The organism is Roseomonas gilardii subsp. gilardii, assembly GCF_023078375.1.
In the GTDB taxonomy this organism is placed as follows: Bacteria; Pseudomonadota; Alphaproteobacteria; order Acetobacterales; family Acetobacteraceae; genus Roseomonas; species Roseomonas gilardii.
The window spans coordinates 1,727,106-1,742,838 of sequence record NZ_CP095554.1; the positions used below are offsets into that span (position 1 = coordinate 1,727,106).

The 15,733-nt window shown below is 68.7% G+C and carries 15 protein-coding genes and 1 pseudogene; 11 read left to right on the forward strand and 5 right to left on the reverse strand.

The annotated features are described in order from the left end of the window. Positions 1–111 precede the first annotated feature (111 nt). From MVG78_RS07740 to MVG78_RS07755, 4 genes are all read left to right on the forward strand, one after another. A complete protein-coding gene (locus MVG78_RS07740; protein WP_247559675.1) occupies positions 112–1,680 on the forward strand; it encodes a cytochrome ubiquinol oxidase subunit I in 1,569 nt (522 codons plus the stop codon). Positions 1,681–1,693: 13 nt separating this feature from the next. Then, on the forward strand, positions 1,694–2,842 hold the full coding sequence (gene cydB / locus MVG78_RS07745) for a cytochrome d ubiquinol oxidase subunit II (protein WP_247559677.1): 1,149 nt from the start codon (positions 1,694–1,696) through the stop codon (positions 2,840–2,842). A 12-nt stretch (positions 2,843–2,854) separates the two neighbouring features. Further along, positions 2,855–2,974 (forward strand): cytochrome bd-I oxidase subunit CydX, encoded by a 120-nt coding sequence (gene cydX / locus MVG78_RS07750; RefSeq protein ID WP_247559679.1) that lies wholly within the window; start codon positions 2,855–2,857, stop codon positions 2,972–2,974. Between the two features lie 337 nt (positions 2,975–3,311). After that, complete coding sequence (locus tag MVG78_RS07755) at positions 3,312–3,875, forward strand: Crp/Fnr family transcriptional regulator (protein ID WP_247559681.1); 564 nt, start codon at positions 3,312–3,314, stop codon at positions 3,873–3,875. 91 nt (positions 3,876–3,966) lie between these two features. Here MVG78_RS07755 and MVG78_RS07760 read toward each other — a convergent pair whose 3' ends face one another. Beyond that, on the reverse strand, positions 3,967–4,437 hold the full coding sequence (locus MVG78_RS07760; RefSeq protein ID WP_247559683.1) for a hypothetical protein: 471 nt from the start codon (positions 4,435–4,437) through the stop codon (positions 3,967–3,969). Between the two features lie 172 nt (positions 4,438–4,609). Between MVG78_RS07760 and hemN the strand changes: the two genes are divergently transcribed. From hemN to MVG78_RS21510, 4 genes and pseudogenes are all read left to right on the forward strand, one after another. Continuing rightward, positions 4,610–5,986: an oxygen-independent coproporphyrinogen III oxidase gene (gene hemN, locus MVG78_RS07765; protein ID WP_247559685.1), complete on the forward strand. Its 1,377-nt coding sequence runs from the start codon at positions 4,610–4,612 to the stop codon at positions 5,984–5,986. Positions 5,987–6,067: 81 nt separating this feature from the next. Then, complete coding sequence (locus MVG78_RS07770; RefSeq protein ID WP_247559687.1) at positions 6,068–6,724, forward strand: OmpW/AlkL family protein; 657 nt, start codon at positions 6,068–6,070, stop codon at positions 6,722–6,724. A gap of 519 nt (positions 6,725–7,243) precedes the next feature. After that, positions 7,244–7,999 (forward strand): annotated as a pseudogene (locus MVG78_RS21505) (ABC transporter substrate-binding protein); the annotation flags it as partial. Positions 8,000–8,072: 73 nt separating this feature from the next. After that, a complete protein-coding gene (locus MVG78_RS21510) occupies positions 8,073–8,666 on the forward strand; it encodes an ABC transporter substrate-binding protein (protein WP_282615068.1) in 594 nt (197 codons plus the stop codon). An 84-nt stretch (positions 8,667–8,750) separates the two neighbouring features. Here MVG78_RS21510 and MVG78_RS07780 read toward each other — a convergent pair whose 3' ends face one another. Next, positions 8,751–9,692 carry a lactate/malate family dehydrogenase gene (locus tag MVG78_RS07780; protein WP_247559689.1) on the reverse strand — a complete coding sequence of 314 codons (942 nt, stop codon included), beginning with the start codon at positions 9,690–9,692 and terminating at the stop codon, positions 8,751–8,753. A gap of 1 nt (position 9,693) precedes the next feature. Next, positions 9,694–11,175 carry an SLC13 family permease gene (locus MVG78_RS07785; protein ID WP_247559691.1) on the reverse strand — a complete coding sequence of 494 codons (1,482 nt, stop codon included), beginning with the start codon at positions 11,173–11,175 and terminating at the stop codon, positions 9,694–9,696. Between the two features lie 353 nt (positions 11,176–11,528). Here MVG78_RS07785 and MVG78_RS07790 point away from each other — a divergent pair, with 353 nt between their 5' ends. Together MVG78_RS07790 and MVG78_RS07795 are read left to right on the forward strand one after the other, a co-directional pair. Continuing rightward, the gene (locus MVG78_RS07790; RefSeq protein ID WP_247560346.1) at positions 11,529–12,953 is read left to right on the forward strand and encodes a M20 family metallopeptidase; all 1,425 of its coding nucleotides are present in this window, start codon (positions 11,529–11,531) and stop codon (positions 12,951–12,953) included. A gap of 116 nt (positions 12,954–13,069) precedes the next feature. Continuing rightward, on the forward strand, positions 13,070–13,798 hold the full coding sequence (locus MVG78_RS07795) for a 3-keto-5-aminohexanoate cleavage protein (protein ID WP_247559693.1): 729 nt from the start codon (positions 13,070–13,072) through the stop codon (positions 13,796–13,798). A 34-nt stretch (positions 13,799–13,832) separates the two neighbouring features. Here MVG78_RS07795 and MVG78_RS07800 read toward each other — a convergent pair whose 3' ends face one another. Then, positions 13,833–14,252: a secondary thiamine-phosphate synthase enzyme YjbQ gene (locus MVG78_RS07800; RefSeq protein ID WP_247559695.1), complete on the reverse strand. Its 420-nt coding sequence runs from the start codon at positions 14,250–14,252 to the stop codon at positions 13,833–13,835. A gap of 19 nt (positions 14,253–14,271) precedes the next feature. Next, positions 14,272–14,721 carry a PACE efflux transporter gene (locus MVG78_RS07805; protein WP_247559697.1) on the reverse strand — a complete coding sequence of 150 codons (450 nt, stop codon included), beginning with the start codon at positions 14,719–14,721 and terminating at the stop codon, positions 14,272–14,274. 100 nt (positions 14,722–14,821) lie between these two features. Between MVG78_RS07805 and MVG78_RS07810 the strand changes: the two genes are divergently transcribed. Next, on the forward strand, positions 14,822–15,730 hold the full coding sequence (locus MVG78_RS07810) for a LysR family transcriptional regulator (protein ID WP_247559699.1): 909 nt from the start codon (positions 14,822–14,824) through the stop codon (positions 15,728–15,730). Positions 15,731–15,733 lie beyond the last annotated feature (3 nt).

The following is a 15,733-nucleotide window of genomic DNA, read 5'->3' on the forward strand; positions in this document are numbered from 1 at the left end:
CAGATGCCCCGCCCGCCGGCCTAGGGAGCCGCATGAGGCGCACCGCGCCGCCCTTCACGGCTCCTTCCCGGAGTCCGGGCCGGGCGCGGCGCCCAAACGGCGGAGCAAGCCATGGATCCGGGTGTCGTCGACCTATCGCGACTGCAATTCGCGCTGACCGCGCTGTACCACTTCCTGTTCGTGCCCCTGACGCTGGGCCTCTCCTTCATGCTGGTCATCATGGAGAGCGTCTATGTGATGACCGGGCGCCCCATCTGGCGCACCATCACCCAATTCTGGGGCCTGATCTTCGGCATCAACTTCGTGCTCGGCGTCGCCACCGGGCTGACGATGGAATTCCAGTTCGGCACGAACTGGTCCTACTTCTCGCACTATGTGGGCGACATCTTCGGTGCGCCGCTGGCCATTGAGGGGCTGATGGCCTTCTTCCTGGAGGCCACCTTCGTCGGGCTGATGTTCTTCGGTTGGGACCGGTTGAGCCGGCTGGGGCATCTCTTCGTCACCTTCATGGTGGCGCTGGGCACCAATCTTTCGGCGCTGTGGATCCTGATCGCCAACGGCTGGATGCAGAACCCGGTCGGCGCGGCCTTCAACCCCGAGACCATGCGCATGGAAGTCGTGGACTTCATGTCGGTGCTCTTCAACCCGATCGCACAGGCCAAGTTCGTCCACACCGTTTCCGCCGGCTACGTCATCGCCTCGGTGGTGGTGCTGGGCATCTCCGCCTTCTACCTGCTGCGCAATCGGCATGTCGGCTTCGCGCGGCGCTCCATGGCGGTGGCGGCGGCCTTCGGCCTCGCTTCCTCCCTCTCGGTCGTGGTGCTGGGCGACGAGTCCGGCTACGCGCTCACCGACAACCAGAAGATGAAGCTGGCCGCCATCGAGGCCGCCTGGCACACCGAGGAATCGCCGGCCGGCCTCACCCTCTTCGGCCTGCCGAACTTCTCCGAGCGCCGCACCGACTATGCCGTGCAGATCCCCTGGGTGCTGGGGCTGATCGCCACCCGCAGCCTGGACAAGCAGGTGACGGGCATGTCGGAGCTGGTGCTGCTGGCGCAGGAGCGCATCGCCTCGGGGCAGATCGCCTATGGCGCCGTGCAGGTGCTGAAGCAGGACCCGCAGGATGCCGCGGCGCGCGCGGCCTTCGCGCAGCATGGGCGTGACCTGGGCTATGGGCTGCTGCTGAAGCGCTATGTGGACGATCCGCGCCAGGCGACCCCGGCGCAGGTCGAGCAGGCGGCCTGGGACACCGTGCCGAGCGTGCCGCTGATGTTCTGGAGCTTCCGCATCATGGCCGGGATCGGCTTCGCCATGATCGCGCTCTTCGCCACGGCCTTCGTGCTCTGCTCGATGCGCCGTTTCGACCAGCGCTGGTTCCTCCGGCTCTGCGTGCTGGCCATCCCGCTGCCCTGGCTGGCGGCGGAGCTGGGCTGGGTGATCGCCGAGATGGGCCGCCAGCCCTGGGCCATCGAGGGCGTGCTGCCGACCGCGCTCGGCGCCTCCTCGCTCTCCCGCGCCGCGCTCTGGACCACGATCATCGGCTTCACCCTGCTCTACGGCGCCCTGGCGGTGATCGAGGTCGGGCTGATCCTGCGCACCGTCCGCCGCGGCCCCTATGCGGGGCATGAGGACCCACAGCCCCAACCCGGCGCGCTGCCCGCGACGCCGATGACCGCCTAAAGGAGGACGGGTCATGGAATTTCCCCTGGACTACGCGACCCTGCGGGTCATCTGGTGGGGGCTGATGGGCGTGTTGCTCATCGGCTTCGCCCTCACCGATGGCTGGGACATGGGTGTCGCCGCGCTGCTGCCCTTCGTCGCCCGCACGGATGTGGAGCGGCGGATGGTGATCAACAGCATCGGCCCGACCTGGGAGGGCAACCAGGTCTGGTTCATCCTGGGCGGCGGCGCGATCTTCGCGGCCTGGCCCTTCGTCTATGCCGTCAGCTTCTCCGGCTTCTACCTCGCCATGTTCCTGGTGCTGGCGGCGCTGATCCTGCGGCCCGTCGGCTTCAAGTACCGCTCCAAGCGGCCCGGTGCGGCCTGGCGGGCGCGCTGGGACTGGGCGCTGTTCATCGGCGGCTTCGTCCCGGCGCTGGTCTTCGGCGTGGCGGTGGGCAATGTGCTGCGCGGCGTGCCCTTCCGGCTGGATGGCGACCTGCGCGCCTTCTACGAAGGCAGCCTGCTCGGCCTCTTCACCCCCTTCACCCTGGTCTGCGGCCTGCTCTCGGTGGCCATGCTGGTGCTGCACGGCGCGGCCTTCCTGAGCATCAAGGTGGAGCACGGCCCGGTGCATGACCGCGCCCGCGCCTATGGCTCGGTGGCGGCGATCGCCTCGATCCTGCTCTTCGCCGCCGGCTGGGCCTTCATCGCCCATGGCGGCATGGGCTTCCGGCTGAGCGGCGTGGTGGATCCGGCCGGCTTCTCCAACCCGTTGCGCTCCGGCACCGTCGCCGCGGCCGGCGCCTGGCTGGACAATTACAGCACCTATCCCTGGATGAAGATCGCCCCCGTGCTGGGCTTCGGCGGGGCCGCCCTGGCGCTGCTGGGCATCCGCCTGGGCTGGGAGGTGCCGGCCTTCCTCGGCTCCTCCCTCTCGGCATTGGGGATCATCAGCACGGTGGGCCTGTCGATGTTCCCCTTCATCCTGCCAAGTTCGGTGGACGCGGCCTCCAGCCTGACGGTCTGGAACGCCTCCTCCTCCCACCGGACCCTGTTCATCATGCTGGTGGTGACCGTGATCTTCCTGCCGATCGTCCTCGTCTACACCGCCTGGGTGTACCGGGTGCTCTGGGGCCGGGTGACCAGCCGGGACATCGCCGCCAACCCGCATTTCTACTGAGGACGAAGATCCATGTGGTATTTCGCCTGGGTGCTGGGCCTCGGCCTGGCGGTCACCTTCGGGGTGCTGAACGGCATGTGGCTGGAGTTCCACCTGCCGCGCGACGAGAGCGACACTCATACGGCCCACTGAGGGCCCGAGGCGGCCGGCGAGGCCGCCTCCGCTCCTTCCGCCGGGCCTGTGCGCCGGTATGGGGTGACTGCTATGGGGTGACCGCTATGGGGTAACCGCCCGGGGGCCATGCGCCCCCGGCGGGCCTTTCCTTGCCACAAGCCTTCCCGGCCCCGCTATACTGCCGTGGTCCAGCCGGGGGGCCTGCACCATTCACCGTCCATGCGCCGATTGCCAGGTCCGTGACCAGTCGCTCTGCGGTTGCCTGAACGACGAGGAACTGAGCAGCCTCAATGCCATCGGCCGCCACCGGAAGCTGGAGCGGGGGCAGACCCTGCTCTGGGCGGGGGAGGAAGCGGTGCTCTGCGCCAACCTCCTGTCCGGCGTGCTCAAGCTCAGCGCCGCGACGGCGGATGGGCGGGAACAGATCGTCGGCCTGCTCTACCCGGCGGATTTCGTGGGCCGTCCCTTCGCCGAATCCGCCGAGCACAGCATCACCGCCCTGACCGATGCGGAGCTCTGCGTCTTCCCCCGCAAGCCCTTCGAGGAGACGCTGGAGGGGCATGCCCGGATGGAGCGCCTGCTCCTGCGCCGCACCCTGGCCGCGCTGGACGACGCCCGCAACCGGATGCTGCTGCTGGGCCGCAAGACGGCGGAGGAGAAGGTGGCGAGCTTCCTCCTCGACATGGCGGTGCACCTGGCTCCGGAGGGTGCCCCCAAAGATGCGCGGGGCGGGAGGGCCGTCACCTTCGACCTGCCGCTGACCCGGGCGCAGATCGCCGATGTGCTGGGCCTGACCATCGAGACTGTCAGCCGCCAGATGACTCGCCTGAAGCGCGCCGGGCTGATCGACCTGCCGGCCGGCCGCCTCGTCACCATCCGCGACCGCGAGGCGCTGGAGGAACGGGCCGAGGCCGCCTGAGCCTTTCCGGCCCGTCAGCCCTGCGGATCGGCCTCCAGGCTGGCCGAGAGGATGGCAGCCGTGGCCGATGAGAGGCGGGCACGGGCCAGGGTCAGGATGGCCAGCTCCTCGAAGGCCAGGGCGCGGCGGTATCCGTCGAAGAAACAGCGCAGCATATAGCCCAGCGCCTCGGCATCCTCGGCATGCCCTCCGGCGCGCGCGGCCTCCAGATGCCCGCACAGATCCCGCGCATGCAGCTCGTCCAGCGCATGCTGCCCCTGATCCGGCCGAGGACGCAGCGCCCCAGCGCCGTACCGCCCGCCCTGGGAAAGAGCATGGCCAGAAGCGCCTGTTCCTGCTGCTGGTGCCGCGGCACGAGGACGCGCAGCTCGCGGCTCACGGTCTGCTTCTCCTCCATCTCCGGAAGATGCGGCAGCCGGTCCGCGATCCCTTCCAGCCGGTCACAGAGCTGGCGCAGGGCGGCATGGTCCCCGGCCAGGGCGCGGACGCGCTGGTCCAGGTCGCCCTGCCAGCGCTCGCAGAGCCGGAAGAGCTGCGCCCCTGGCTGTCTCGTCTCCACCATCTTCAGCCCTCCTGCTGGCCGGGCTTAGGGGCGGCGACGGCAAACCGCATTGACCCCAATCAAGCCCACGACATGATCTGGGCCGTGATCTGGGCCGTGATCCGGGGCGCCACAGAGCGCCCATTGCGCTGGATCAAGGCATGCTGGCGCGCCGGGGCGCATGAGGCGCGCCATGGACGGCTTCATCGACATGGCCCAGCAACTGACCCAGGATCGCGCATTGCTCGCGCTCGCGGAGGCCCGGGTGCCCCGCTACACCAGCTATCCCACCGCCGCGCAGTTCGGGGCGCTGGAGGAAGGCCGCTACCGCGACTGGCTCCGCCAGGGCGTGCGGCCGGGCGACACACTGTCGCTCTATGTGCATGTGCCCTTCTGCCGGGAACTCTGCTGGTACTGCGCCTGCCACACGAAGCCGACCCGGTCGGCAGCGCGCATCCGCGCCTATACGGAGGCGCTGCTGGCCGAGGCCACACTGCTGGCGGAGGCCCTGCCGCCGCATGCCGGGGTATCGCACCTGCATCTGGGCGGCGGCACCCCCTCGATCCTGGGCGCGGAGGGGCTGGGCGCCCTGCTGGCGGCGCTGCGGGAACGCTTCCATCTCCGCGGCGATGCGGAACTGGCGATCGAGCTCGACCCGCGCCTGCTGGACGAGCCCCTGGCGGATGCCCTGGCCGGGATGGGCTTCAATCGGGCAAGCCTGGGCGTGCAGGACATCGCGCCGGAGATCCAGTCCAGGATCGGCCGGCCGCAACCCGCGGAACAGGTGGCGCGCGCGGTGGAATGGCTGCGCGCGGCGGGGATCGCCGGCATCAACCTGGACCTGATGTACGGTCTGCCAGGACAGACCATCGCGCATGTGGAGGTCAGCACCCGCTTCGCCGCCTGGCTCCGCGCCGACCGGATCGCGGTCTTCGGCTATGCGCATGTGCCCTGGATGCGCCCGCACCAGCAGGCGATCAACGCCTCGCTGCTGCCCGGCGTGGTCGCGCGGCTGGGACAGGCGGAACGCGCCGAGGCCGTGCTCCGGAGCATGGGCTACGAGGCGCTGGGCCTGGACCACTTCGCGCTGCCCGGAGACCCGCTGACGCAGGCGGCACGGGAGGGCAGCCTGCGCCGCAACTTCCAGGGCTACACCACCGATCGCGCACCGGTGCTGCTGGGTCTCGGCCCTTCCGCGATCGGCAGCCTGCCGGGTGGCCACGCGCAGAACGAGACGGATGAGCGCCGCTACCGCGATCAGGTCCTCGCCGGCCATCTGCCGGTCGCGCGCGGCGTGGCGGTGACGCGGGAGGACAGGCTGCGCGCCGCACTGATCGAGCGCCTGATGTGCGACTTCGGGCTCGACATCGATGCGCAGGAACCGGAGATGCGCGCCATCCTCGATGAAGGGCTGGAGCGGATGCTGCCGCTTTGCCGCAATGGGCTCGTGCGGCGCGAGGGCGCGTGGTTGGAGGTGCTGCCCGCCGGCCGGCGCTTCGTGCGGCAGGTCGCGGCCTGTTTCGATGCCTATCTCGCGCCCGATTCGAAGCGGCATTCCGCCGCGGTGTGATCCAGATCAAGGAACGCGGCGCCACGGGCGCCTATGAACAGGCCCATGCGGTGACTGCGCCGCTTCGACGCGAGAGAGACGATGAACAAGACCTTTCGGATGGTGTCGGCCGTGGCGATGGCGGCGGGTCTGCTGGCCACGCCGGCCCTGGCACAGCAGGAGCCGGTGCGTGGCAAGCAGGCGGGGGATCTCGTGCTGGGTTTCGGTGCCATCGGTGTGCTGCCGGAGAAGGGCGGGCGTGTGGATGCGATCGGCGGCAAGCCGGATGCGAGCAACAGCGCCTCGCCACAGCTCGACCTGACCTATTTCTTCACGCCCTATTTCTCGCTGAACGCGATCGCCGCCACCACCCGGCATGACCTGTCCGTTCGGGGTTCTGCCATCGGCGATGTGGATCTCGGCCATGCCTGGATTCTGCCGCCGACCGTGACGGCGCAGTTCCACCCGCTGCCGGCCTCGCGCTTCAGCCCCTATATCGGCGTCGGCGTGAACTACTCGGTCTTCTATGGCGAGGGTGGCAGCCTCACCGCGCCGGTGAACAAGGTGGTGGTGAAGAATTCCTGGGGCTGGGCGCTGAATGCCGGCATCGACTATGAGCTCAGCCCGCGCTGGGTGATCAATGTCGATGCGAAGAAGCTCTTCCTCGACCCCACGGTCTCGGTGAACAGCGGTGCCATCATGGCGCGCGCGGATCTCGACCCCTGGATCGTCGGCGCCGGCATCCGCTACCGCTTCTGACCGGCACACGCCGGCCCGGGGAGGGAGGTACCACCTCTCGCCCCGGACCTCTCCACGGCAGGTTTTCGCAGGACCCTGGAAAAGAGGAAGCGTCCTGCCCGGTCCCCGGAATGGCGGCGGATGAAGCAGCGAAGCCAGGCAAATGACGGCTTTGTGGGCAGGATTCATTTTCCACAATTGCAGCCCGCCATGGAATTCCTGCGGCAGCCGATGCTCCGCTCACGAATTCGTTGACCACCCACCCATTACCGTGCAGCAATGTAGCCTGCGACACCGCCGGTTCTGGCGGAGCGCGACGGCCCCGTCATGCCAACGAGGCAACATCGCACCACGGAGATTTACGTCTTGGACCGTAAAACCATCCGGCTGTCCCGCCGTGCCGTTCTTGCCATTCCGTCGGTTGCCCTGCTGAGCGGCGGTGCCTTCAAAGCCAGAGCCCAAGGCAACTCCCTGAGCCTCGCGGTCGCGGCGCCCCCCACCTCACTGGACCCGCATTACCATACCCTGTCGCCCAACAATATGGTGGCGGAACATTTCTTCGATAAGCTGGTCCACAAGGACGCGCAGTCGAAACTGATCCCGGGACTGGCGGAATCCTGGCACCTCGTTTCCGACGATACCTGGGAATTCAAGCTGCGCCGTGGCGTGAAGTTCAGCAATGGCGAGGACTTCACGGCCGAGGACGTGGCCGCCACCTTCACCCGCGTCCCGAAGGTCGTGAACAGCCCGGGACCCTTCTCCATCTACACGCGCGGCGCCAGGTCCTGGGAGATCGTCGATCCCTACACCATCCGCTTCAAGACGGATGGCGTGTATCCGCTCCTCGCGCAGGATTTCAGCCAAGTCTACATCATCAGCAGGAGCGTGGGGGAGAACGTCTCCACCGGCGACTTCAACAACGGCAAGGCCGTCATCGGCACCGGCCCGTACAAGCTGGTCTCCTTCGCCTCGGACGACCGCGTGGTGATGGTGCGCAACGACGGGTACTGGGGCGACAAGCCCGACTGGGCCAACGTCACCTACCGCTTCATCTCGAAGGACGGCGTCCGGGTGGCGGCGCTTCTCTCCAACGATGTCGAGGTGATCGATGTCGTGCCGCCGCCGGACATGCCGCGGCTGAAGGGCACCCCTGGTGTCAGCTTCTCCGAAATTCCGAGCCTGCGCTGCATCTATCTGAAGCTCGACATGGCGCATGATTCCTCGCCCTATATCACTGACCATTCCGGGCGGAAGCTCGACAAGAACCCCCTGCGGGATCTGCGCGTCCGCCAGGCGCTCTCCTTCGCCATCAACCGGCAGGCCATCGTCGAACGGGTGATGCAGGGCGCCGCTGGCCACCGGCCAGATGATGCCGCCGGGCGCCAATGGCTATGTGCCGGACCTGCCGCCGCCGCCCTTCGATCCGGACCGGGCGAAGAAGCTGCTGGCCGAGGCTGGCTATCCGAACGGATTCGCCATCGGGCTGATCGGCCCCAACAACCGCTATGTGAACGATGCGCAGATCATCCAGGCCATCGGACAGATGTGGCAGCGCGTGGGGATCAAGACGACCGTGGAGGCCCTGCCTTTCGCGGTGATCGCGCAGCGGCAGTCCCGCAACGACATGTCCACCCTGCTGATCGGCTGGGCCACCGGTGGTGAGCCCTCCACGGCGTTGCGCAGCAACCTGATGACGCGCAACAATGAGAAGGGTTACGGCAGCACCAATTTCAGCGGCTACTCCAATGCCGAGCTGGACCGCCTGACCGAAGAAGGCCTGCGCACGGCGGACGACGAGAAGCGCGAGGAGATCTTCAAGCAGGCGATGCGCGTCGGCATGGAGGATGTCGGGATTATCCCGCTGCACATGCAGAAGAACATCTGGGCACTCCGCGGGCCGCTGAACTACGAGGCACGGGCCGACGAGTACACCGTTGCCATGAATGTGGAGCGGAAGAAGTAGCCGGCGATTGATGCGGGCGGAGCCCCGGTGGGCACGGCATGCCGCCGCCCGCCGGGGATTCTGCCGGCCTGGAAGCCGACGGCGTCAGCCGGTGACCAGCCCGTGCCGGATGGCATCGTGCAGCACCTCGGCACTGTGGCGGAGGGCCTGGTTCTCCTCGGCGTCCAGCGGAGGAAGCAACGGCACCGAGGCCCCCTGCGTGCCCAGGACATGCGGCAGCGAGATGCAGGTCTCCGGCACGCCCAAAACCTCGTCCATGAAGGTCGAGACGCTGAACAGCACATGTTCGTCGTTCAGCAGCGCGCGGGTGAGCCGCGCGATGCAGCCGCCGATGCCGAAATTCGACACGCCCTTACCTTCCTTGATGCGGTAGGCGGAGGTGCGGACCTCCTGCGCGATGGTGGCCTGCACATCGGGTGGGATGGGATGGCCCAGCTTCTCGGCGAAGAGCGTCAGCGGCATGCTGGCGACATGCGCGCCGCTCCAGTGAAGGACCTCGGAATCGCCATGCTCGCCCAGGACATAGGCATGGACGGAACCGGGTGAGACGCCGAGATGCTGCGCCAGCCGGTCGCGGAAGCGCGCGGAATCCAGCGCGCAGCCCGTGCCGATGGCGCGGCCCCTCGGCACACCGAAGCGCCGCACCGCGATGGCGGGCATCACATCCACCGGGTTGGTGGCGAAGAGCAGCACCGCCTCCGGCGCCACCCTTAGCACCTGCTCCAGCACTGCCGAGACGACATGGACATTGGCGGAAAGCAGGTCCAGCCGCGTCTGCCCCGGCTTCAGGCTGGTGCCGGCGGTGATCACCACCACCTGCGCCCCGGCGAGGTCGGCATAGCCGCCCGCGCGGATCTCCGCCGTGCCGCCGAAGGCGGCGGCATGGGCGATGTCCTGCGCCTCGGATCGCGCGCGGGCCTGGTCCAGATCGACCAGCACGATCTCCCGCACCCCGGGCGTGATGGCGAGGAGATATCCCGCCGCGGCGCCGACCAGGCCGGCGCCGATGATCCCGACCTTGCGCATCTCACAGCACTCCCATCATGGGCCAGAGGGTGAGGGACAGCAGCCAGATCAGTGCGAGGCCCACCACGGTCATCACCACGCCGACCTTGGCGAACTGGATCGTGCTGAAGGCACCGGTGCCGTAGCAGAGCATGTTCTGCGGCGCGTTGGTCGGCAGGATGAAGCCGAAGGACACGACGAAGCTCTGGATCAGCACGATGCCGAAGGCGGCCTGCGGGCCGAAGGGCAAGGTCTGGGCGAAGGCGATCATGATCGGGATCAGCGTGCTGGCGAGGCCGGTCGCCGAGGCGAAGCCCAGATGCAGCACCACGTTGAAGATCGAGAGTGCCAGTACCACCGTGGCGACGGTCATCCCGCCCAGGCCGAGTTGCCCCAGAGTGACCCCCGCCAGCCAGGCGGCGGCCCCGGTGCGGGACAGCAGCAGGCCCAGCGAGATGCCGGCTGCGAAGAGCACGACCGTGCCCCAGGGCACCAGCTTCTCCGCCTGCGACCAGTTCATGACGCCGATACGCGGCATGAGGAGCAGCGCGATGCCGAGCTGCGTGGTGGTGGTGGTATCGAGCGGGTGCAGCCAGCCCTCGGTGGACCAGAGGACGAGCAGCAGGAAGGCGACCAGCATCAGCCGCTTCTCCGCCGGGCTGACGGGGCCGAGCTTGTCCAGTTCCATCCGCAGCAGGCGCTGTGCCTCGCCGGCTTCGGGCACCTGGGGCCGCAGCATCAGCAGCGCCACGAAGAACATCGCCACGCACATGCCGATGGTGAAGGGCAGGGCGGTGATGAACCAGTGTCCCCAGGAGATGTTGACGCCGAAGGCTTTCTGCATGAAGTCCAGGCTGATCAGGTTCTGCGCCGCACCGGTCTTGATGCCGATGTTGAAGACCGAGCAGATCATGGCGGTGACGATCATCAGCGTGGAGCCCAGGCTGCTCGCGACAGGCAGGCCGAGCGCGGTGACGATGCCCGCCATGATCGGGATCACCGCGCCGACGCGGGCGGTGGCGGAGGGGATGAAGAGCGCCAGCACGAAGCCCACCACCATCGCCCCGATGATCAGCCGCGCGGGCGAGATGCCGACCTTCGACATGACCAGCAGCGCCACGCGCCGGTCGAGACCGGTGAGCTTCAGCGCCACCGCCAGGAACAGCGCACCGGCGACCAGCAGCACGGCGGAGGAGGAATACCCCGTCAGCATCACCCCCAGGGCGCTGGAGGAGTTCATGGGCGCGCCGCCTTCGGTCAGCGGATGCCCCATCAGCCCCAGCACGGCCATGCCGGTCAGCACGATGGCGCTGGCGGCGGGGGAAACGCATTCGCTGATCCAGAGGATGATCACCAGTGCCAGCAGGCCCAGCGCCACCTGCCCGGAGGCGGTGAGGCCGGCTGGCGTCGGCAGCATCAGGATGGCCGCATAGACGGCCAGCGCGAGGGCCAGAAAGGCAAGTTTGCGGTTCGAGGTGGGCTCCGCCGGTGATGAGAGAAGCATGAAAGACTCCCGGTCCTGTTCGGCAGGGCAATGCTGGCCTTGTGGTGGGATTGGTCAACATGACTTCGGCAATTCTGCACGGCCGTGAGGCATATTTACCATGCGGCACGGGTATTACTGGTATTTTTCCTGTGAACGATTGGATTTTGCGGAGATTGCTTGATCCAACGCAAAGACGGGACGGCACGGGCCCCGCGAGGCTGTCCCTTTCCCCGCCTCGGGCCGCCTGCCACCCGAGTCTTCTCCCCCGGCTTCCCCTCTTCTCCCGGCGGCCCGAAGGGAGCAGATTGCGCCTTCTCCGAACGTAACTCCCGGGGCACTGCATCCCCGGATCATGGAATGGTGGCATGATCATGCAGAACGGCGAGGACATCTGGCGTCTGGTCGAGGCGAAGCGTGACGAATTCGCCGGGCTGAGCGACCGGGTCTGGGACACGCCCGAGCTGAACTATGCCGAGCACCGTTCCGCCGCTGCCCATGCGGAGATGCTGGAACGGCAGGGCTTCCGCCTCACGAAGGGTGTCGCGGGCATTCCGACGGCATTGATGGGGGAGGCGGGCGAGGACGGCCCGGTGATCGCCATCCTCGGCGAGTATGACGCGCTGCCCGGCCTGAGCCAGGAGGCCGGCATCGCCGAGCCGCGCCCGGTCGAGGGGCAGGAAGGCAAAGGCCATGGCTGCGGCCATAACCTGCTGGGCGCCGCCTCGCTGCTCGCCGCCACGGCGGTGAAGGACTGGCTGGCGGAGAACGGGATCAAGGGCCGCGTGCGCTACTACGGCTGCCCGGCCGAGGAGGGCGGTTCCGCCAAGGGCTTCATGGTGCGCGGCGGTGCCTTCGACGACGTGGACATCGCCATCTGCTGGCACCCGGCGCCCTTCTCCGGTGTGACCAAGCCCGTCTCGCTGGCCTGCATGGAGATCGACTTCACCTTCGTGGGCCGTTCCTCCCATGCCGCCGCCGCGCCGGAGCTGGGCCGCTCGGCGCTGGATGCGGTGGAGCTGATGAATGTCGGCGTGAACTACATGCGCGAGCACATGCCGGACGGCGCGCGTGTGCACTACGCGCTCCAGGATGCCGGGGGCATCGCGCCGAACGTGGTGCAGGGCAAGGCGCGCGTGCGCTACCTCGTGCGCGGCAAGACCCTGCCGGAGATGCAGACCCTGGTCGCCCGCGTCAAGAAGATCGCCGAGGGCGCCGCGCTGATGACCGAGACCACGGTCTCGCACCAGGTGCTGAGCGCCGACGCGAACCTCGTCGGCAACACGCCGCTGGAACAGGCGATGAACGCCAACTACGAGCGCCTCGGCCCGCCGCGCTTCGACGAGGCGGACAAGGCTTTCGCGCGCGAGATCCAGAAGACCCTGACCGCGGAGGAGATCGCCGCCACCTACCGCCGCGCCGGCATTCCGCCGATCCCCGGCGAGGCGCTGTGCGAGCGCATCGTGCCGCTCGATGCACCGGAGCCCAAGAGCTTCGGCTCCACCGATGTGGGCACGGTGAGCTGGGTGGTGCCGACGGTGCAGGCACGGGGCGCCACCTATGCCGTCGGCACGCCGGGCCATTCCTGGCAGCTCACGGCACAGGGCAAGACCGCGGCGGCGCATAAGGGCCTGGAGCACGTGGCCAAGGTCATGGCCGGCACCGCCCTGGACGCGCTGCGGGACCCCACGCTGATCGAGCGGGCCAAGGCCGATCATCGGGCCCGCTTGGCGGAAACGCCCTTCGTCAACCCGATCCCCGACGACGTGCAGCCGCCCCTGGCCATGGCTGGCCACTGAGCGGCCCTGTGCTGGCCCGGTGCGGCGAGGAAGGTGGAGGAGGGACTGGAGGGACGGATGAGCGATCGCCTCAAGGGCTGGAAGCGGTGGGCCCGGCGCCTGCTGGGACAGGGCTGATGCGGATTCAGGCCTGCCTGAACGGCGCCCGCCCGCCGGGATTCCATCCCGGCCTGCCGTTCAGCGAAGCGGAGGTGGCCCGGGACGCTGCCGCCTGTGCCGAGGCCGGGGCCGTGGCGCTGCACCTGCATCCCCGCAACCTGCGGCTGGCGGAGAGCCTGGCCCCCGAGGTCATCGGCGGCACGGTGCGGGCGGCGCGGCTGTCCGGCCTGCCGGTCTCGGTCTCCACCGGGGCCTGGATTACGGGCGACGATGCCCGCCGGCGCGCGATGATCGCCTCCTGGGCGCTGCTGGGCGAAGGGCGGCCCGAGGAGGCTTCCGTCAACCTGTCCGAAGCCGATGCTCCGGCGGTGATCGACGCCCTGCACGCCTCCGGCATCGGAGTGGAGGCGGGGCTGGCCTCCGTGCAGGACGCGGAGCGCTTCCTGGCGCTGGACCGGGGCTGCCGCCGGGTGCTGGTGGAGATCCCGGACCTGCCGCCGGATCAGGCCGTGGTGCTGGCGAAGGCCATCCTGGCCCGGCTGGATGCCGCGGGCCATGGTGCAGAGCGCCAGTTGCATGGGGAAGGGCGGTCCGTCTGGCCTTGCTTCGACCTCGCCGCCGAACTGGGGTTGATGGCCCGGCTGGGCCTGGAGGATGGGGCGGAACTGCCGGATGGGCGGCGGGCCGAGGGCAATGTGGCGCTGATCCGGGCCGGCCTGGCCCGCGCTGCCGCCCATCCGGGCTGATGGCGGCTTCGCGCCCGGCGGAGGATCTCCCCGATCATTCCCCGATCAGATGCAGCACCACCTCCCGCCGATGGGCCGCCGCGCGGTGCTCGAACAGGTAGATCCCCTGCCACATGCCCAGGACCGGCCGCCCCTCGGCCACCGGCACGGAAAGCTGGGTCTGCGTCAGCGCGGCGCGCAGATGCGCCGGCATGTCGTCGGGCCCCTCGTCGTCATGCCGGTAAAGGCCCCGCGCCTCGGGCGCGATCCGCCGGAAGAAGGCTTCCAGGTCGGCCCGCGCATCCGGCGAGGCATTCTCCTGCACCAGCAGCGATGCCGAGGTATGCCGGCACCAGATCGTGAGCAGCCCGGTCACGATCCCCTGGCTCGCCACCCAGCGGCGGATGGGGGTGGTCATCTCGACCAGCCCGGCACCCGGCGTCTCGACCGGGAGGGTATGGAGGGCCTGTCGCATGTCGCCTTCCTGGCGGGGGTCAGGCCCGGGCCGGCAGGCTGTCCGCCTGTGCCCGCCGCTCCGGGATCGGGAAGATCCGGTCATAGGCGAGATTGAAGACGAAGGCATAGGCCACGTAGAAGCCCGCGATCGCGATATCCATGACGAAGGCTTCCATCAGGCTGATGCCGAGATACCAGGCGATGGCCGGGAGCAGCATCACCAGCAGACCGGCCTCGAACAGGATGGCGTGCAGGACGCGCAGGGGCAACGTCTTCTCCACCCGGCCCCGCAGGGCCAGCATCGCCCGGTCGAAGCCCAGATTGTAGAGGTAGTTCCAGATCGCGGCGGCGAAGACGCTGCCGACGCCGATGACCCCCATCTTCTCCACCGACAGGCCGAAGAGCCAGGAGCCGAGCGGCAGGACCAGGGCGAGGCCGACGATCTCGAACAGGATGGTATGACGGATGCGATCCGCTGTGCTGCGCATGGATGGACCTTGTGTGCGGCTGGCGTTGTTGCGGGGTTTCTATCGCCTTTTAGCCGGTGGTAAAGTTGGATGCCATCGTTTTGGACGATAGATCGCCGCCATGAGCGTGTCCCTCGACCAACTCCAGGCCTTCGTGGCCGCCGCCGAGACCGGCTCCTTCTCCGCCGCCGCCCGCCGCCTGCGCCGGGCGCAGTCGGTGGTCAGCACCCATGTCGCCAATCTGGAAACCGATCTCGGGCTGGAGCTCTTCCGCCGCGAGGGCCGCAATCCCAGCCTGACCCGCGCCGGCCAGCGGCTGCTGCAGGAGGCGCGGGTGGTGCTGGAGCGGCGGGAGCATCTGATCGGCGTGGCGCGCAGCCTGGAGGAAGCGGTGGAGGACCGCCTGGTCCTCGCCATCGACGAGCTCTATCCGGAAAGCGCGCTCGGCAGCCTCTTCGCCGATTTCGCCCGGCACTTCCCCTTCGTGGAGCTGGAGATCCTCTTCTCCCTGATGGAGGATGTCAGCCAGCTCGTGCTGGAGGGGAAGGCCGATCTCGGCATCCAGTGGCGGCCGGAAGTGCTGCCGACCGAGCTGGGCTTCCACACGCTGGGCTGGGTGCCGCTGAAGCTGGTCTGCGGCCGCGACCATCCGCTGGCCAAGGAGCGGGTGGAATGGGAGGAGCTGAAGCGGCACCGCCAGATCATGCTCGCCACCCGCAGCGAGAGCCGCGAGAAGAGCCGGCTCCGCGTCGCGGCCGAGGTCTGGTGGGTGGAGAGCCACTGGGTGATCCTGGAATTCGTGAAGCACGGGATCGGCTGGGCCTTCGCCTCCGACCATGTGATCGCGGCCTCCCCGGCGGCGCCGGACCTCGTCACGCCGGAACTCCAGTTCGACCGGGGCGACTGGCCCGTGGCGCTGGAAATGGTCTGGCACAAGCAGCGCCCCTCCGGCCCCGCCGCCGCCTGGTTGCGGCAGAGGCTGGCGGCGGAACGGATCGGGGCAGGGGCCGGAGCAGGTGCCACGGCCTGATCC